This is a genomic window from Pseudonocardia sp. 2-7 (assembly GCF_056341085.1).
Genome location: NZ_CP094507.1, coordinates 3,267,884 through 3,285,603 on the forward strand (window position 1 = coordinate 3,267,884; position 17,720 = coordinate 3,285,603).

The following is a 17,720-nucleotide window of genomic DNA, read 5'->3' on the forward strand; positions in this document are numbered from 1 at the left end:
TGCCCGCGTCGCGGCCGTGCACCGACAGCGACAGGATGTTGCCGCCGACCTCGGCGACGGCCGCGGTCAGCCGGGCCAACGCACCGGACTCGTCGGGCAGCCGGACGCGGACCTTGAGCAGCGGCGCCGATCCCGGCCCGGCCGCGGTCGCGAGGACCACCGGGTCGAGGTCCGCCGGGCCGGGATCCGTCCTGCCGGGGGCCGCGGCGTCCACCACCCGCAGCACCGGCGGGACGGACGGGCCGTCGACGAGGGTCTGCCCGGGGCCGACGGCGGAGTGCCCGGCCGCACGCAGCGCGGCCCACATCGTCACCTGGTTCGCGGTGAGCACCGGCTTGCCGAGCTCGCGCTCCAGCGCGGCGATCGCGTCGTAGGTGGGCAGGTTGGTGCAGGAGACGAAGACCGCCTGCGCGTCGGGGTGGTCCGCGGCGCGCACGGCCGCGGCGACCTGCTCCGGGCTCGTCGTCCAGATGTGGCCGAGCAGGCCCAGGCCGTGCCGGGCGACGGTCTCGACCCCGGATCCGGCGAGGAAGTCGGCGAGCAGCCCGGTGAGGTCGTCGACGTAGGGGGTGGCGACGGCGAGCCGGGTGACCCCCAGCTCGGCGCACGCCGCGACCAGCGACCCCGCCGTCGTGACCGCCGCCGGCGCGCCCGCGGCCAGCACCGCGTCGCGCAGCGCGGCCTCCCCCACCACGCCACCGACGAAGCTGCCCGAGGTGCACGAGTACGCGACCACGGCGGGCCCCGGTGTCAGCACGTCGCGGGCGGCCTGCCGGACCATGGCCGGGTCGGAGATCAGCCGGGCCTGCGCGGCGTCGGCCGGGGTCGCGACGAACGGTGTGCGGGTCACGTGCAGGGTGACCCGCTCGGGGACCCACCGCCACATCTCACGGTCGAGGGCGAAGTCGTACGGCACGACCACACCCACCCGGTCCCGATCCCGCGGGGACGACAGCTCACCCATACCGGCCTCCATGACGCAACGATCACCGTCCATCGTTGCCGCCACGGGTCGCGGCGGTTTCGCGATGGTGAGGACGCCCGCCGGAGGCCGTGTGGGTACTGCCCGTTCTCGATCGTCCTGCCGGCAGGATGCCAGCGGTGGCGGCGCCGTGACCTCCGTGCTACGCCGACCGGCGCCTGCGGTGCGCCGAGTGCGCTACGCCCCGGCCCAGCCGCGCGGGTCGGACTCCGGGCGCGTCGCGACCGCGCGCAGGAACGCCTGGGCCCGGGCCACCTCGGTGACGGTGAACGGCGCCGCCCGCCGGGCGACCAGCCGGGTGCCGTCGGGCGCGGTCAGCTCCAGGTCGTGCTCGTCGCGCTCGCCCGGCTCGTCCGGGCCCGGCGTCCGGACACCCGACGCGCCGAGCAGCGCGGCGATCCCGTCGGCGGGGCTCTGACCGGCGGCGACGATGTCCAGTGCCCGGGTGGACGGGTCGACCAGGTCGTGCGGGTCGGCGGTCATGACGAGGACCCCGCCGTCGGGGGCCGCCCCGCAGACCGCCACCGACAGCTCGCCGACGCTGCACGGCCCGGACACCAGCAGCTCGTCGACGACGGAGCGCGCGTCCTGACCGTGCACCGACAGAGCGAGGATGTTGCAGCGCACCTGCGCCAGCGCCGCCGTCAGCCCGGCCAGGGCACCGGGTTCGTCGGGCAGCCGCACCCGCACCCGGTAGAGGCCGTTGGTCGTCCCGGGATCGGTGCTCATCACCACCAGCCTGCGGGACCGATGTTGCGGCCCTGTGTCGGGGCGGTGTCGGGTGCGTCGCGGCCGGCGCGCCCGTCGGTCGGGCGCGCCGGCCATGCGGGTCAGCCGCAGACGGCCCCGTCGGCCGCGGACGACACAAGCTTCGCGTACTTGCCCAGCACCCCGCGCCGGTTCGTCGGCTCCGGGCACGTCCACTGCGCGCGCCGCCGCTCCAGCTCGGCGGGCTCGACGCCGATGTCGATCGTGCGGGCCTTCATGTCCAGGGTGATCGTGTCGCCGTCGTGGACGAGCGCGATCGGTCCGCCGTCGGCGGCCTCGGGTGCGACGTGCCCGACGCACAGCCCGGTCGTGGCACCGGAGAAGCGGCCGTCGGTGACCAGCAGGACGTCCTTGCCGAGGCCCGCGCCCTTGATCCGCCCGGTGACGGCGAGCATCTCCCGCATCCCGGGCCCGCCGCGGGGGCCCTCGTAGCGGATCAGGACGATCGTGCCGGGCCCGATCTCGCCGGCGTCGACGGCGTCGAGCGCGCCCTGCTCGCCGTCGAAGACGCGGGCGGTGCCGGTGAAGGTGGTGGCGTCGAACCCGGCGGACTTGACGACCGCGCCGTCGGGCGCGAGCGAGCCGCGCAGGATCGTGAGGCCGCCGGTGGGGTGGATCGGGTCGGCGAGGTCGTGGATGACCGAGCCGTCGAGGCCCGGCGGGTCGAGCTCGGCGAGGTTCTCCGCGACCGTGCGGCCGGTGACGGTGCGGGCGTCGCCGTGGATCAGGCCCGCGTCGAGCAGTGCCTTCATCACCACCGGTACGCCCCCGACCTGGTCGACGGCGTACATGAGGTGCCGCCCGAACGGCTTGACGTCGGCCAGGTGCGGGATCCGGTCGCCGACGGTGTTGAAGTCGTCCAGGGTCAGCGGCACCTCGGCCTCGCGGGCGATGGCGAGCAGGTGCAGCACCGCGTTGGTGGACCCGCCGAAGGCCATGACGACGGCGATCGCGTTCTCGAACGCCTCGCGGGTCAGCACCGACCGCGCCGTCAGGCCACGGGCGACCATGCCGACCGCGGCCTCGCCGGAGGCGCGGGCCACGCCGTCGCGACGACGGTCCACCGCGGGCGGGCTGGCCGAGCCGGGCAGCGCCATCCCGAGCGCCTCGGCGGCCGCGGCCATCGTGTTCGCGGTGTAGAAGCCGCCGCAGGCGCCCTCCCCCGGGCACATGGCCCGTTCCAGGGTGTCGAGCTCGTCGGGGGTGATCAGGCCGCGCGCGCACGCCCCGATGCCCTCGAACGCGTCGCCGATGTTGACCTCCCGGTCACCGACCCGGCCCGGCATGATCGATCCGGCGTAGACGAACACCCCGGCGAGGTCGAGCCGGGCCGCGGCCATCAGCATCCCGGGCAGCGACTTGTCGCATCCGGCCAGGAGCACCGTCCCGTCGAGCCGCTCGGCCTCGACGACGGTCTCCACCGAGTCGGCGATGATCTCCCGGCTGACCAGCGAGTAGTGCATGCCCCGGTGCCCCATCGAGATGGCGTCGGACACCGAGATCGTGCCGAACTCCATCGGGTAGCCGCCCGCGGTGTGCACCCCCTCCTTCGCGGCGGTCGCGAGCCGCTGCAGCGACAGGTTGCACGGGGTGATCTCGTTCCAGGACGAGGCGATGCCGATCTGGGGCTTGGCGAAGTCGTCGTCGCGCATGCCGACCGCGCGCAGCATGCTGCGGGCGGCGGTGGCGCCGATGCCGTCGGTGACCTGGTGACTGCGGGGCTTGCGGGAACTGGTGGTGGCCATGCGCGCTCCTCGGCCGGACTCCGGTGTCGGGACGGGGCCGATCCTGCCGCACATCACCGGCGCAGGCCCGTTTCCAGCCGCAACGGATAGCCCGTACGGGCGTATCCGTTGCTACGGGTGATCGTTGGACTCTCCGGCAGCACCGTCATTCACCCGAGAGGACCCGAGCGACACTCATGGCGCACACGAACGAACCCACTCCCCGTAGTACTCGACGGGTGCGTCGCCGCCGCGCGCTGGTCGTCGCGGCCACCGGGCTGGTCGTCGGGCTGGGCGCCGCGGGCACCGCGGTCGCCGCCGGCACCGGCTCCGGTGTCGCCGGCACCCCGTGCTCGGCGACGGCGAAGGCCTGTGTGGACCTGGAGTCCCAGCAGGCGTGGCTGATGAAGGGCGGGAAGGTCACCTACGGCCCCGTCGACGTCGCCACCGGTGGGCACGGCACGGAGACCCCGACCGGGGACTTCGCCGTCTACGACAAGGACCGCGACCACCACTCCGCCGAGTTCGACGGCGCCCCGATGCCGTGGTCGGTCTTCTTCGCCCCCGGCGGCATCGCCTTCCACGAGGGCGACCGCGACTCCGGGTCCGCGGGCTGCGTGAAGCTGCGCAACCAGGACGCGACGGTGTTCTTCGGCAAGCTGGCCCACGGTGACCGGGTCGAGGTGCGCTGACCTTCCCCACCGACGACGACAGGGGCCCCGCGCGGATCGCGCGGGGCCCCTGTCGTGTGCCGTGTGTCAGCGGGCGCCGGCGTTGTCCCGGTCGCGACGCACGTTGGCCTTGCGGCCCTTCAGCGTCGTCGCGCCGCGCAGCGAGCGCAGCACGTCGTCCGCGGCGTGCTCGGGCACCTCGACCAGCGAGTGGCGCTCGTGGATCTGGATGGCGCCGATGTCGCGGCCGGACAGCCGGGACTCGTTCGCCAGCGCACCCACGATGTCCTGCGGGCGCACACCGGAGGCACGGCCCGCCGAGACGAACAGGCGGGTCGCCCCGGCCTTCGGCGGACGGGCGCCCTGGCCGCGGGCACCGCCCGGACGGCCGTCGCGGTCGCGGCGCGGGCCACGGTCGCCGGGGCCGCTGTCACGGCCACCGCGCGAGCGGACCTGCGGGATCTCGATCTCGTCGTCCGGCACCGAGTTGCCGGCGCGGGCGAGCCGGATCGCCGCGGCGGCGATCGAGGCGAGGTCGTGGTCGCGGGCCAGCTCGACGACGAGCTGCTCCACGCCGTCCTGCGGCGGAGTGTCGGCGTCCTGACCGGCCTGCTCGCGCAGGGCCAGCGCGGTGCGGGCGAGCCGCACGGTGCGCAGGTCCTCCGGCGAGGGCACCGGCGCGCTGGGCACCGACGCCCCGATGAGGCGCTCGATGTTGCGCAGGTGACGCACCGACCCCGGGGTGACCAGGGTGATCGCGACGCCCTCGCGTCCCGCCCGGCCGACCCGGCCGATGCGGTGCACGTAGGACTCCGGCGACGAGGGCACGTCGTGGTTGACCACGTGGGTCAGCGAGTCGATGTCCAGACCACGGGCCGCGACGTCGGTGGCGACCAGCAGCTCGGTGCGGCCGGCGCGCAGGCGCTCGACGACCCGGGTGCGGTGCTCCTGGTCCATGCCGCCGTGCAGCGCCTCGGCGCGCAGGCCGCGCGCGGTGAGCGTCTCGGTGACGGCGTCGACGTCGGCGCGGGTGCGGCAGAACACGATCGCCGCGGTCGGCTGCTCCATCTCGAGCACCCGGCCCAGCGCGACGGTGACGTGGCTGCGGGGCACGTGGTACGCGGTCTGGCGGACCCGCGGGGCCTCGCCCTCGGGCGTGGCCTCCTTCTTGATCCGGATGTCGGTCGGGTCGCTCAGGTGGGTCCGCGCCAGGCTCTGGATGCGGCCCGGCATGGTCGCCGAGAACAGCACGGTCTGGCGGCCCCGCGGCGTCGCGCCGAGGATCGTCTCGATGTCCTCGACGAAGCCCATGTCGAGCATCTCGTCGGCCTCGTCCAGGACGGCGACCTCGATCGCGTCCAGGGCGAGCGCGCCCCGGTTGACCAGGTCGATGGCGCGGCCGGGGGTGGCGACGACGATGTCGACGCCGCGGCGGAGCTGGCCCAGCTGCGGGCCGATGGGCGCGCCGCCGTAGACGCAGGCGACCGAGGCGCCGAGCGCGGCACCGTACTTGGAGACCGCGTCGCCGACCTGCATGGCCAGCTCACGGGTCGGGGCGAGCACCAGTCCGAAGGGCTTGGCGCCGCGGGAGCGGGAGGTGCGGCCGTCGGCCAGGCGCTGCAGCATCGGCAGCGAGAACGCGGCGGTCTTGCCGGTACCGGTGGCGGCCTGGCCCAGCAGGTCGCGCCCGGCGATCAGCGGGCCGATCGCGGCGGCCTGGATCGGGCTCGGCGAGGCGTAGCCCAGCTTCTCGAGGGTGTCGAGCAGCTGCGGCGCGAGGCCCAGGTCGGCGAAGGTCGGGCCGGCGGGGGTGTCGTCGACGGGCTCGTCGGCGGTGCCCGCGTCCTCGGTGCGCGCGTCCTCGACACCCACGCCCTCGGCCCCGTCGCCGGAGGCGGTGCTCTCCCCGGCGGCGGTCGTGTCGGGGGTGGTGGCGTCGTCGGTGTCCGTCATGGCGGCGGAAGTGGTGATCTCGTCTCCGGAGTCGTTCAGGTCGGGGTACTGATCCAGCAGAATGCTCACTCGGTCCTCAAATGGCGTGCGCAGGGGGGTGCGCTGTGTCGTCGGGCGGCTCTCGCCCGCTCTCCCAGCCCGCCAGGCCCGCGTGCGGCATCTCGATCCAGATGATGTGCCGGTGAACCCAGACCTCCGGGGCTCGCGGCCGTGCGTCGTCGCCGACGGCCGTCGATCGACCAGTGTGCCATGTCCCGGTGCGGTCCGTGCGCCGGGTCCCGCGTGACCGACACCACCGATGCCCCTGGTCACGACCCTCGGCGCGGCCACGGGGAGATCACCGACCCTGGTCGGGTGACGGCATTTCTCTCCAGCGCCGCGGCCCGGCGCCCGGCGAACCTGCGTGATCTCGGTGGTCTGCGCACGACGGACGGCTACCGCGTCCGGCACGGGGTGCTCTACCGGTCCGACGCGCCCCGCCCGGGCGACCCGCGCGACGCTCGGGCCCTCGACCTGCCCGAGGGATCGCCGTGGCCGCCGCGGACCGTCGTCGACCTGCGCTCGGCGGCGGAGACCGGCGAGCCGCATCCGCTCGCCGACGTCGCCGACGTCCGTCCGGTCCCGCTCGGCGCGTCGCTGACCCCGGAGCGGGTCGCGACGGCCGCCGCCGGGGAGAAGGGGCTCGGGTGGGCCTACCGGCTGCTGGCGGCCGAGGCCGGCGCCGAGCTCGCGGGGATCGTGCGGACCGTCGCCGACGCGCCCGCCCCGGTGCTCGTGCACTGCGCCGCGGGCAAGGACCGGACCGGGATCGTGATCGGGGTACTGCTGGCCGTGCTGGACGTGCCGCGCGCGACGGTCGTCGCGGACTACCTGCGCACCAACGACGTCCTGCCGACGCTGTGGGACCGGCTGCGCGCCTGGGGCCAGCCCGAGCCCGACGACGAGGCGCTGCTCGGGGTGGACGCCGCCGCCCTGGAGGCCGTGCTCGACGACCTCGACGCCCACCCCGCCGGCGCGGCGGGCCGGCTGCGCGAGTGGGGCGTCGGCGACGACGACCTGCGCCGCCTCGCCGAGCGGCTGCTGGAGCCGGTCCTCCCGCACTGACCGCGACCGGGCCCCGCGCACCCGGGGTGCGCGGGGCCCGGTCGTCGGCTCAGGACTTGCCGAAGCCCGCCTTGCGCAGCGCCTCGGCCATCGCGTCGTTGGCGGGGCCGCGGTCCTGCCGGCTGCCGCCGGAGCCGCCGCGACCACCCTGACCACCCTGGCCGCCGGAGCCGCCGCGGCCGCCGCCCTGACCGCCGCGGCCGCGGTCGCCACGGCCACCGTCGCGGCCACCCCGGCCGCGGTCGCCGCCGCCCGGACCGCGCCCGCCGCGCTCGCCGCCGTCGCGGCCCCGGCCGCCCTGGCCTCCGGCCTGGCCCTGGCCGGGCCCGCGGGACCGGCCGCCGCGCTCGCCGGCGCCGGGCTCGTCGTCCAGACGCAGGGTCAGCGAGATCCGCTTGCGGGCCTCGTCGACCTCCAGGACCTTCACCTTGACCACGTCACCGGACTTGGCGACGTCGCGCGGGTCGGAGACGAAGTCCTTGCTCATCGCGCTCACGTGCACGAGCCCGTCCTGGTGCACCCCGACGTCGACGAACGCGCCGAAGGCGGCCACGTTGGTGACGACGCCCTCCAGCAGCATCCCCGGCCGCAGGTCGGAGATCTTGTGGACGCCCTCGGCGAAGGTCGCGGTCCGGAACGCCGGCCGCGGGTCCCGGCCGGGCTTCTCCAGCTCGGCCAGGATGTCGGTGACGGTCGGGAGCCCGACACCGTCGTCGACGTAGTCCTTGGGCTTGATCTGGTGCAGTCGTGCGGCGTTGCCCATCAGGGCGGACACGTCGAGCGTGGTGCGCTCCACCATCCGCCGGACGACCGGATAGGACTCGGGGTGCACACCGGTGACGTCGAGCGGCTCGTCCCCACCGCGGATGCGCAGGAAGCCCGCGCACTGCTCGAACGCCTTGGGCCCCAGCCGCGCGACGCCGGTCAGCGCGGTGCGGTTCCGGAACGGGCCGTTCTCGTCCCGGTGGGCGACGATCGCGCCGGCGAGGGACTCGGAGATGCCCGAGACCCGGCGCAGCAGCGGCGCGGACGCCGAGTTCACGTCGACACCGACGGCGTTCACACAGTCCTCGACGACCGCGTCGAGCGAGCGCGACAGCGACGACTCGGGCAGGTCGTGCTGGTACTGCCCGACCCCGATCGACTTCGGGTCGATCTTGACCAGCTCGGCGAGCGGGTCCTGCAGGCGCCGCGCGATGGAGACCGCGCCGCGCAGCGAGACGTCCATGTCGGGCAGCTCGGCCGAGGCGAAGGCCGACGCCGAGTACACCGACGCGCCGGCCTCGGACACCATCACCTTGGTCAGCTTCAGGCCCGGGTTCGCCGCGATGAGCTCACCGGCCAGCGCGTCGGTCTCCCGCGAGGCGGTGCCGTTGCCGATCGCGATCAGCTCGACGGAGTGCTTCGTGCACAGCGCCGCCAGGGTCTTCAGCGACCCGGCGCGGTCCTTGCGGGGCTCGTGCGGGTAGATCACCGCGGTGTCGACGACCTTGCCGGTCGCGTCGACGACGGCGACCTTGACCCCGGTGCGCAGGCCCGGGTCGAGGCCCAGGGTCGCGCGGGTGCCCGCGGGGGCGGCGAGCAGCAGGTCGCGCAGGTTCGCCGCGAACACGCCGATGGCGCCCTCCTCGGCGGCGGTGCGCAGCCGGACCCGGATGTCGATGCCGAGCGCGGTGAGCAGGCGGGTCCGCCACGCCCACCGGACGACGCCGAGCAGCCAGGCGTCGCCGGCGCGGCCGCGGTCGGCGACGCCGTACTCGGCGGCGATCAGGGCCTCGTAGGGGTTCGGCTCGTCGTCGGCGACGCCGGCGTCGAGGGTGACGTCGAGCGCCTCCTCGGACTCGCCGCGGAAGACCGCGAGGATCCGGTGCGAGGGCAGTGTCGTGAACTTCTCGGCGAAGTCGAAGTAGTCCGAGAACTTGGCCGCGGCCTGGTCGTTCTCCTTGCCCTCGCGGACCGTGGTGACCAGCCGCCCGTGCGCCCACATGCGCTCGCGCAGGCCGCCGACGAGGTCGGCGTTCTCCCCGATCCGCTCGACCAGGATCGACCGGGCACCCTCCAGCGCGGCGCCGGCGTCGGCGACCTCGTCGGTCACGTAGGCGGCCGCCGACGAGTGCGGGTCGAGCGTCGGGTCGGCGAGCAGCGCGACGGCCAGCGGTTCCAGGCCCTGCTCGCGGGCGATCATCGCCTTGGTGCGGCGCTTGGGCTTGTAGGGCAGGTAGATGTCCTCGAGCCGGGCCTTGGACTCGGCGGCGAGGATGGTGGCCTCGAGGGACTCGTCGAGCTTGCCCTGCGACCGGATGGAGTCGAGGACGACGGTGCGCCGCTCCTCCAGCTCCCGCAGGTAGCGCAGCCGCTCCTCCAGGGTGCGGAGCTGGGCGTCGTCGAGGCCGCCGGTCGCCTCCTTGCGGTACCGGGCGACGAAGGGGACCGTCGAGCCCTCGTCCAGCAGGGCCACCGCGGCCCCGACCTGGTCCGGCCGGGCGCCGAGCTCGTCGGCGATGCGCTGGTTGATCGAGCGGTGCTGCTGGATGTCCGGGGGTGCCGTGCCTGTCACCGCCCCATCGTGGCGAACGGTGTCGCGGGCGCCACCGCCGGGTGGGGGGTCGCGTCCGCGCCCGTCCGGACGGCGGCCCCGTGACCGTCGACGGGTGTCCGACATCCGATGGAGAACCCGGTGGGTGAGCGTCCGCTCACCCGTGCCAGACTGCCGCCCGTGGCTCGCTATGGATCATGGCCCGCCGGGCGGCCCGCCGTCCGCGGCCAGTGCGGCGAGCCCGGTCGCGAGCGCGTGCACCATGCGGCTGTACAGGTCGGGCGGCGCCTCGCCGGGCACACCGAGGCGGTACTCCCGGACGAGGCCGTGGAACAGCGCGATCATCGCGGTCGCCAGCTCGTCGTCCGGCACGCCGAGGTCCACCCCGCCGGCCGCGCGGCCGCGCGCCACCATCGCCGCGGCCTCGTCCCGGACCCTGCGGTGGTGGTCGGCCACGGCCGCGCGCATCGCCGGGGTGCGCATCGCCACCGCCCAGCTCTCGGCGTCGAGCAGGGTCGCCGGGCGCGAGCGGGCGGTCTCCAGCAGCACCGCCTCCAGCTCGGCCAGCCCCTGTTCGGGGCCCGTGTCCAAACCGGACCGCACCCGGTGCAGGTCGCCCTCCAGGTGGCCGGTCATCAGCGCCCGGAACAGGTCCTGCTTGCTGCCGAAGCGGCTGTAGATCGACCCCACCGACACCCCGGCGGCGCGGGCGATCTCGTCCACCGAGGCGCCGTCGTAGCCCCGCTCGGCGAACACGTCGGCCGCCGCGGCCAGCAGGGCCGCCCGCGTGCGCGCCACGCCGTCGTCCCGTGTCTCCCGGCGCCTGCCCCCGGGCGTCGCTCCCGTCACGTCGTCCCCCCGTCCGCTCCCCCAGGTCCCGGAGGTTCCCATGCGGTCGCGCAGTCTGCTGCTGTCCGTGCTCGTCGGCGTGATCGTCGCCGGAGCGGGGGCGGGTGTCGCGTCCGCCTCCACCTGTGACGACGCCTGCCGGGTCGACGGTGCCCGCGCCTACGTCGCCGCGCTCGCCGACCACGACCCGTCGGCGGTGCCGTTCCACCCGGACGCGACCCGGGTCGAGGCGGGGCTGCCGACCGGGTTCTCCGGCGACCAGCTGCGCGCCGACCTGCGGTTCGGCCCGCAGTACCGGATCATCCGCGCCGTCTCCGACGAGACCTACCACGTGCGCGGGGACGGCGTCGTCGTCGCGGAGTTCACCCTGTCCGTCGGGGCGGGTCCGGTGGGCCTCACGACCGCGCGGGTGCACGAGACCTTCCGCTACGACGACGGCCTGATCCGCGAGATCGTCGCCGACATCCGGATCGGGGGCTGAGCCGGATGCGGGTGACCAGCCGCCGGGGGTTCCTGACCGGGGCCGCGCTCGGTGCGGCCGCGCTGGGTGCCGCCGGCACCGCGACCGCCGCGCCTGCCCTGCTGCGCCGCGAGGTCACCGCGATGTCCGCACCGGCCGTCGTCGTCGGGAGCGGGCTCGGCGGGTCGATCGCCGCGGCCCGGCTCGCCGAGGCGGGCGTGCGCACCCTGGTCCTCGAACGCGGCCGCCGCTGGACCACACCGGCCGCCGACACGTTCCCGCCGTTCCTGCGCCCGGACCGCCGCTCGTCGTGGCTGACGCCCGCGCCGGTGTTCCCCGGCCAGCCGCCGACCCTCTACCGGCCCTACACCGGCCTGTTCGAGAAGGTGTCCGGGCGCGGGATGAGCGTGCTCTGCGGGGCGGGCGTCGGCGGGTCGACGCTGGTGTACGCCGGGGTGTGGATCCGGCCGGACGCGGCGGTGTTCTCCGCGGCGGTCCCCGGCATCGACCACGACGAGCTCGCCGCCGTGCACTACCCGCGCGCCGCCGCCCGGGTCGGGGTCTCGCCGATCCCCGACGACGTCCTGGCCCACCCCGCGCACGTCGGCACCCGGCTGTTCCTGGAGCAGGCCCGCCGTGCCGGGCTGACCGCGCAGCTGCTGCCCAACGCGACCGACTGGGACGTCGTGCGTGCCGAGTTCGCCGGGCGGGCGACGCCGTCGATGTCGGTCGGCGAGTACTTCACCGGTGTCAACTCCGGAGCGCGGCTGTCGGCGGACAAGAACTACCTGCGCGACGCCGAGGCCTCCGGACTGGTCACCGTCGCCCCGCTGCACCGGGTGGTCGACCTGCACGCGGTCGGCGGCGGACGCTACCGGCTCGACGTCGAGCGGATCGACACCGACGGCGTCGTGCGGGAACGGATCGCGCTCACCACCGGCGCGCTGTTCCTCGCCGCCGGGTCGACCGGCACCTCCCGGCTGCTCGTGCGGGCCCGCGAGACCGGGACGCTGCCCGACCTCACCGCCGACGCCGGCCGGTTCTGGGGCAACAACGGCGACCGCATCCAGCTGCGCGTCGGCGTCCCCGAACCGGCGGGCGGACCGCAGGCCGGGCCGATGGCGGCCGGCATCCGCCCACCCACCGACGACCGCGCAGAGGCCGTCACGCTCACCTTCGGTCCCGCGCCGCTGCCGTTCGACGTCCGCGCGATGTCGCTGCCGGGTTTCGGGGCCTGCGACCCGGTGGGCGAGTTCCGCTTCGACGGCGCCACCGGCGAGGCCGTGCTGCACTGGCCGGCCGACGGCGACGCCGACGCCCAGCGCACCGTCCGCGACCTCACCCAGCGGTTGATCGCCCCGGACGCCCCGATCGGCGCCGGCCTCGGACGGGTCGTCTCCGACGTCGCCTCCCGGCTGCCCGCAGGGCTCTCCGGCCTGGTCGCGCGTGCCGCGGACGCACCCTCCGGGGTCCTCGACCTGGGGGCAGCGGACCCGGTCACGTGGCACCCGCTGGGCGGCGCGGTGCTGGGCCGGGTCACCGACGACCGGGGACGCGTGGCCGGGCACCCGGGACTGCACGTCGTCGACGGGGCGCTGGTGCCGGGGACGACGGGGAGCACGAACCCGTCGTGGACGATCGCGGCGATCGTGGAGCGGGCGATGGACGGGATCCTGGCAGACGGGCTGTGAGCCCGTCCCGCGGCGCCCCTGTCCGGTCCGCGGTACCCCGTGCGCGGGTCGCCGCGCGAGGTCGTGGGGCGCCGCGGCACCGGCTCACCAGGTGACCGGCAGCGCCCGCACTCCCCCGGTGACCTGCTCGGCCCGCACGTCCAGGTCCTCCGGGGCGACGGCGAGCCGCAGCCCGGGCAGCCGCCGGAACAGCCGCGCGAACACCGTCGCGAGCTCGGTGCGGGCCAGGCTCGCACCGATGCAGAAGTGGCCGCCGTAGCCGAAGGACACGTGCGGGTTGGGCCGGCGGGTCGGGTCGAAGGCGTCGGCGTCGTCGAACACCTCGGTGTCCCGGTTCGCCGACGCCGTCGAGATCATCACCGCGTCACCGCGGCGGATCGTGACGTCCCCGGCCTCGATGTCGGCGTGCGCGTAGCGCAGCAGCCCGAGCCCGCCGGGGGCCGACATGCGCAGGACCTCCTCGACGGTGCCGTGCAACCGGCCGTCGACGTCGGCGACGAAGGCGTCCCGGCGGGCGGTGTCGGTGAGCAGCAGGAGCACACCGAGGTCGATGCGCCCGACGGTGGTCTCGTGCCCGGCGAACAGCAGCCCGGCGGCGAGCCGGGTCAGCTCGGCCTCCCCGAAGCCGGGGTCCTCGGCCTGGGCCCGCACGAGGTCGGTGACGACGTCCTCCCCCGGGGTCTCCCGCTTCGCCGCCGCGAGCCGTCCCATGTAGCCGCGGAACTCGGTCATCGCGGTCTCGGCGTCGCCGCCGGAGCGGAGGGTCGCGACCCGCTCGGACAGCCCGCTGAAGTAGCCGCGGTCGGCGAAGGGCACGCCGAGCAGCTCGCAGATGACCAGCACCGGGAGCGGGAACGCGAGGTGGGCGTGCAGGTCCGCGACGCCGTCGGGGGACGTCTCCCTCGCGGCGACGAGGTCGTCGAGGCAGCCGTCGACGAGCTCGCCGACGTGGTCGCCGAGGCGCCGCATCCGCTTGGCCGAGAACGCGGGGACCAGCAGCCTGCGCAGCCGGTCGTGCTCGGCCTTCTCGGTCTCCACGGTGCCGGTGGGGCCGGCCAGGACCGCCGCCTCGGACACCCGGGCCGCCTGCTCGGGCGCGGGGTGCGAGCGGCCGAGCCGCGGGTCGGCGAACAGGGAGCGCGCCTCGGCGTGCCGGGTGACCAGCCACGCCGGGTCACCGACCGGGGTGCGCACCGGCACGATCGGCCCCTCGCGGCGGAGCACCGCGTACAGCGGCGCGACGTCGATGACGTTCGGCCGGTCGAAGGGCAGCTGCGGGGCCTCGGTCGTCGTCACGGCGGAACTCCCTCGTCGTCATGATCGGGACACCGGAACGGTAGCCATCTATCGTTTTGCAGCCCAACAGGCAGGCGCACTCCTCGGCCGACGCGCGGGCATCCGGCCGGGGCGTGATGCTGGACCCCATGGCGACAGGGAAACGCATGCAGCGGGCGGCCGTCCTGGCCCTGGCCCTGCTCGCGGTGGGCTGCGCCGCGCCGCCCGACGGCCCGGCCGCCCCCGGGCGGGCGGGCACCCCCGCCCGGTTCGCCGAGCCGCTGCCGCCACCGGCCGAGCCGGGCGCCGCCCCGGCGGTGACGGCCGCCCCACCCGGCCGGATCGTGCCCGTCGGCGCCGTCCCGGAGGGCATCGTCGCCGACGGGCCGACGCGCCGCGTCGCGGTCGGGGTGCGGCAGCCCGACCGGCTCGTGCTGCTCGACGCCGACTCCGCCGCCGTCGTCGGGCGGGTGCCGCTGCCGGGCGTGCTGCGCCACCTGCAGCTCGCCGGGCCGGGCGGGCCGGTCCTGGTCCCGAGCGAGAGCGCGAACGGCCTGCTGCGCGTCTCGCTGCCCGGTGGCCGGGTGTCGCCGGAGGTGATGACCGGCCCGATGGCGCACGACGCGACCGGGACGGCGGCCGGGACCGTGTTCGTCGCCAACGAGGCGGGTGGCAGCGTGTCCGTGGTCCGCGGGGACCGGGTGGTGCGCCAGCTGACCGACGTCACCCAGCCCGCCGGGCTCGCCCCCGTCGGCGACCGGGTCGGGCTGATCGACGTCCGCGAGAACACCCTCACCGTCTACGACGCCGCCACCGGCGACGGCATCCGCGAGCTCCCGGCCGGCGACGGCCCGACCCACCTGGTCGCCGACCGGCACGGCCGCATGATCGCGACCGACACCCGGGGCGGGCACCTGATCGTCTTCGACCCGGCGGGCACCCCGGCCGAGGTCGGACGGGTGGACCTGCCCGGCGAGCCCTACGGGATCGCCTACGACCCGGTCCGGGACCGCGTGTGGGTCACCGCGACCGGGGCGAACCTGCTCGTCGGCTACGACATGACCGACCCGACGCCGCGGGAGGTCGCCCGGATCCCCACCGTGCGCCAGCCGAACACGGTCGCGGTCGACCCGGACACCGGACGCCTGTTCGTCACCGGCACCGCCGACGGTGTCGTGCAGGTCGTCGACGGGCCCGCCTAGGAGCGCCCGGAGCTCACGCGCGGGCCCCGAGGGCCGGCAGCAGCACGTCGTCGCAGACCGACCGCAGGTACCCGGCGTCGGCGACGGCGGCCGGCCCGTCGAGCAGCGTCGGCGCCACCACCGCGCCCGCCAGCAGGTAGGGCAGGTGCCGGGCGGCGGGCGGGTCGGCCGGCAGCTCCCCGCGGGCGACGGCCCGCCCCACCACCGCGCGCAGCGCCTCGACCTGCGGCAGCAGCCGTGAGGACAACGCGGCCGGCAGGGCGGGGTCGCACTGCCCGGCCCCGGCCAGCCCCAGCACGATCGGCACGTCGACCGCGGCCCGCGCGGCCAGCTGGTCGACGACCGCGGCGAGGTCCCCGGCCAGCGACCCGGTGTCGATCCGATCGATCGCGATCCGGCTGCCCGCCGAGACGGCCTCCACCACCAGCGCGGCCTTGTCACCCCACTGCCGGTAGAGCGTCGCCTTGCTGGTGCGGGTCGCCGCGGCGACGGCCTCGACGGTGGTCGAGGAGTAGCCGCGTTCCGCGACGAGGGCACGGGTCGCGGCGAGCACCTCCCGGCGGCGCTCGTCGGGGAAGCGACTGGTCACTCGCGACGCAGGAAGAACAGGAACGGGTGGGTGAGGCCGCGCATGTCCATGGCACCGAGGACGGTGTCGTCGTCGACGCGCCGGAAGACGTCGTGGATCGGCAGGTCGTCGTAGCACATGGTGGCGCTGGCGACCCCGCGGTACTCGGTGGTGCGCAGCCGGGCCTTCGGCGCCCGGGTGGCGAGTGCGGGGCCCGCGGTGCGGGCGATCCGCGCGAGGGTCGCGTTCCGCAGCGCGGCCGGGTACCGGAGCAGCGCGGGCAGCGGGACCAGGGCGGGGTTGAGCGAGAACCGCCCGCCGCGGGGGTGGTCCATGACGAGCGGGTGGACGTCGTCGACGCCGTCGAACCGCTTGCCGTGCCAGCCGAAGCGACCCAGCAGCCCGTCCATCGGGTTGCCGGTGGAGATCTCGCCGCCGGACCAGTCGCCGAGCATCTCCTCCACGCGGACGGCGGGCAGCGCGTCGAAGAAGCCGAGGCCCTCCTCGAGCGTGGCGCCGTGCGCGAGGTGGCGCAGCGTGTCGGCCGGTGCGGTGCTGGTCATCGCGAGCTCTCCATCGAAACGGCGACGTTTCGATGGAGAGTACCGGTCAGCGCAGCGCGGAGCCCTTCGTCTCCGGCAGGGTCAGCACCGCGACGAAGGAGATCACCGCCCCGACGGCGACGTAGACGAAGAACAGGATCGCCAGGTCCGCCTCCTGCAGCGAGGCGATGACCAGCGGCGCGGTCCCACCGAACACGGCGACGGTCAGGTTGTACCAGGCGCCGATGCCCAGGGCGCGGACCTTGGTCGGGAACAGCTCACTCATGATCGCCGGCGCGACCGAGGTCATCGCCGTGTAGAGCCCCAGCCCGACGACGAACACGACGAACATGTTCCAGAAACCGGGCCCGATCAGGAACGACAGCGGCACGACGAGCACCGCGGTGGCCGCGGACCAGACCAGCATCTGCGGCTTGCGGCCGTACCGGTCGGCGGCGGCCCCCATCGGGTACTGCAGGAGCACGAAGATCGCCGTGGCGATCGACAGCGCGAGGAACACCTCCGTCGCGTCGGCGCCGCGGGAGCGGGTCGCGAACGGGGTCAGCGCGGAGAAGAACGTGTAGTAGCAGAGCGTGTGCAGGATCGTGAAGCCGACGAGCTGCGCGACCGCCTTCGGGTGCTCACGCAGGGTCAGCATCAGCGGGTTGCGGATCCGGGCCGCGGACTCCTTGTTGTCCTCGAACTGCTCGGTCTCGCTCATCTGGCGCCGCATCCAGAGCCCGATGATCCCGAGCACCCCGCCGAGCAGGAACGGGATCCGCCAGCCCCAGGAGGCCAGCTGGTCCTCGGTCAGCGTCGCGGCCAGCACGAAGCCGGTGAGGGAGGCGAACAGCACCGCGGTGCCGGTGGAGATGTAGAAGAACGACGAGTAGCGCCCGCGCCGCTCGCGCGGGGCGATCTCGGCGAGGTAGGCCGAGGCGTTGGAGACCTCGCCGCCCAGCGACATGCCCTGCGCGATGCGCGCGAGCAGGAGCAGCACCGGCGCGAACCAGCCGATCATCGCGAACGTCGGCAGCAGGCCGATGACGAACGACCCGCCCGCCATCAGCAGGATGGTCACCAGCATCGCGGTCCGGCGGCCCCTGAGGTCGGCGAACCGGCCCAGCAGCAGACCGCCCAGCGGCCGGAAGAAGAAGGCGAGCGCGTAGGTCGCGAGCGTCGAGATGAGGGCCAGCGCCGCGTTCTCGGGCGGGAAGATCTGCGTCGCGAAGTAGATCGAGAACGTCGCGTAGATCGTCCAGTCGTACCACTCGACCGCGTTGCCGATGGACGCCGCGACCAGCGTCCGGACCGGGAGACGGTGACGTTCCGTCGTTCCGGTGGTGGGTGCCTGGGACACGGTTCCCCCTGACGTGTCGGCCGAACGGTCGGCGA

Annotated in this window: 14 protein-coding genes and 1 pseudogene; 5 read left to right on the forward strand and 10 right to left on the reverse strand. The window is 75.2% G+C overall.

From position 1 onward, the window contains the following. Positions 1 to 250 precede the first annotated feature (250 nt). The 3 genes and pseudogenes from MTO91_RS15860 to ilvD form a co-directional block, all read right to left on the reverse strand. Positions 251 to 976 (reverse strand): annotated as a pseudogene (locus MTO91_RS15860) (maleate cis-trans isomerase family protein); the annotation flags it as partial. A 183-nt stretch (positions 977 to 1,159) separates the two neighbouring features. Next, on the reverse strand, positions 1,160 to 1,711 hold the full coding sequence (locus MTO91_RS15865) for an ACT domain-containing protein (protein ID WP_405416740.1): 552 nt from the start codon (positions 1,709 to 1,711) through the stop codon (positions 1,160 to 1,162). 101 nt (positions 1,712 to 1,812) lie between these two features. Continuing rightward, on the reverse strand, positions 1,813 to 3,495 hold the full coding sequence (ilvD, locus tag MTO91_RS15870; RefSeq protein WP_405416739.1) for a dihydroxy-acid dehydratase: 1,683 nt from the start codon (positions 3,493 to 3,495) through the stop codon (positions 1,813 to 1,815). Between the two features lie 218 nt (positions 3,496 to 3,713). Between ilvD and MTO91_RS15875 the strand changes: the two genes are divergently transcribed. Further along, complete coding sequence (locus MTO91_RS15875; RefSeq protein WP_346108707.1) at positions 3,714 to 4,166, forward strand: L,D-transpeptidase; 453 nt, start codon at positions 3,714 to 3,716, stop codon at positions 4,164 to 4,166. 66 nt (positions 4,167 to 4,232) lie between these two features. Here MTO91_RS15875 and MTO91_RS15880 read toward each other — a convergent pair whose 3' ends face one another. Then, positions 4,233 to 6,098, reverse strand: coding sequence for a DEAD/DEAH box helicase (locus MTO91_RS15880; protein ID WP_285898118.1), 1,866 nt, complete (start codon positions 6,096 to 6,098; stop codon positions 4,233 to 4,235). Positions 6,099 to 6,452: 354 nt separating this feature from the next. Between MTO91_RS15880 and MTO91_RS15885 the strand changes: the two genes are divergently transcribed. Beyond that, positions 6,453 to 7,202, forward strand: coding sequence for a tyrosine-protein phosphatase (locus tag MTO91_RS15885; RefSeq protein WP_476651675.1), 750 nt, complete (start codon positions 6,453 to 6,455; stop codon positions 7,200 to 7,202). A 49-nt stretch (positions 7,203 to 7,251) separates the two neighbouring features. Here MTO91_RS15885 and MTO91_RS15890 read toward each other — a convergent pair whose 3' ends face one another. Continuing rightward, positions 7,252 to 9,759, reverse strand: a complete 2,508-nt coding sequence (locus tag MTO91_RS15890; protein WP_476651677.1) for a Tex family protein — start codon at positions 9,757 to 9,759, stop codon at positions 7,252 to 7,254. Positions 9,760 to 9,933: 174 nt separating this feature from the next. Beyond that, a complete protein-coding gene (locus tag MTO91_RS15895) occupies positions 9,934 to 10,536 on the reverse strand; it encodes a TetR/AcrR family transcriptional regulator (protein ID WP_476651678.1) in 603 nt (200 codons plus the stop codon). A gap of 91 nt (positions 10,537 to 10,627) precedes the next feature. Here MTO91_RS15895 and MTO91_RS15900 point away from each other — a divergent pair, with 91 nt between their 5' ends. Both MTO91_RS15900 and MTO91_RS15905 read left to right on the forward strand, forming a co-directional pair. Then, complete coding sequence (locus MTO91_RS15900; protein WP_476651679.1) at positions 10,628 to 11,068, forward strand: DUF8021 domain-containing protein; 441 nt, start codon at positions 10,628 to 10,630, stop codon at positions 11,066 to 11,068. Positions 11,069 to 11,073: 5 nt separating this feature from the next. Next, the gene (locus MTO91_RS15905) at positions 11,074 to 12,738 is read left to right on the forward strand and encodes a GMC oxidoreductase (protein ID WP_476651680.1); all 1,665 of its coding nucleotides are present in this window, start codon (positions 11,074 to 11,076) and stop codon (positions 12,736 to 12,738) included. 84 nt (positions 12,739 to 12,822) lie between these two features. Here MTO91_RS15905 and MTO91_RS15910 read toward each other — a convergent pair whose 3' ends face one another. Further along, entirely contained in the window at positions 12,823 to 14,034 is a 1,212-nt protein-coding gene (locus MTO91_RS15910; RefSeq protein WP_476651682.1) for a cytochrome P450, read from the reverse strand. Positions 14,035 to 14,162: 128 nt separating this feature from the next. On the opposite strand from MTO91_RS15910, the gene MTO91_RS15915 reads away from it, so the two are divergent. Beyond that, a complete protein-coding gene (locus tag MTO91_RS15915; protein WP_244326036.1) occupies positions 14,163 to 15,215 on the forward strand; it encodes a YncE family protein in 1,053 nt (350 codons plus the stop codon). Positions 15,216 to 15,228: 13 nt separating this feature from the next. Here MTO91_RS15915 and MTO91_RS15920 read toward each other — a convergent pair whose 3' ends face one another. From MTO91_RS15920 to MTO91_RS15930, 3 genes are read right to left on the reverse strand one after another with little or no spacing between them, the layout of a single operon-like run. Continuing rightward, positions 15,229 to 15,804, reverse strand: a complete 576-nt coding sequence (locus tag MTO91_RS15920; protein ID WP_476651684.1) for a TetR/AcrR family transcriptional regulator — start codon at positions 15,802 to 15,804, stop codon at positions 15,229 to 15,231. Beyond that, positions 15,801 to 16,346, reverse strand: a complete 546-nt coding sequence (locus tag MTO91_RS15925; protein ID WP_405416732.1) for a DUF4334 domain-containing protein — start codon at positions 16,344 to 16,346, stop codon at positions 15,801 to 15,803. Before MTO91_RS15925 ends, MTO91_RS15920 begins: the two co-directional genes overlap by 4 nt. A gap of 46 nt (positions 16,347 to 16,392) precedes the next feature. Continuing rightward, positions 16,393 to 17,685, reverse strand: a complete 1,293-nt coding sequence (locus MTO91_RS15930; protein ID WP_251782274.1) for an MFS transporter — start codon at positions 17,683 to 17,685, stop codon at positions 16,393 to 16,395. Between the last annotated feature and the right edge of the window lie 35 nt (positions 17,686 to 17,720).

Excerpts from the sequence above, each read along its gene's own strand:
- MTO91_RS15905 (WP_476651680.1), top strand. The coding sequence starts at position 11,074 with ATGCGGGTGACCAGCCGCCGGGGGTTCCTGACCGGGGCCGCGCTCGGT.
- MTO91_RS15915 (WP_244326036.1), top strand. The coding sequence starts at position 14,163 with ATGGCGACAGGGAAACGCATGCAGCGGGCGGCCGTCCTGGCCCTGGCC.
- ilvD (WP_405416739.1), bottom strand. The coding sequence starts at position 3,495 with ATGGCCACCACCAGTTCCCGCAAGCCCCGCAGTCACCAGGTCACCGAC.
- MTO91_RS15900 (WP_476651679.1), top strand. The coding sequence starts at position 10,628 with ATGCGGTCGCGCAGTCTGCTGCTGTCCGTGCTCGTCGGCGTGATCGTC.
- MTO91_RS15865 (WP_405416740.1), bottom strand. The coding sequence starts at position 1,711 with ATGAGCACCGATCCCGGGACGACCAACGGCCTCTACCGGGTGCGGGTG.
- MTO91_RS15880 (WP_285898118.1), bottom strand. The coding sequence starts at position 6,098 with ATGACGGACACCGACGACGCCACCACCCCCGACACGACCGCCGCCGGG.
- MTO91_RS15925 (WP_405416732.1), bottom strand. The coding sequence starts at position 16,346 with ATGACCAGCACCGCACCGGCCGACACGCTGCGCCACCTCGCGCACGGC.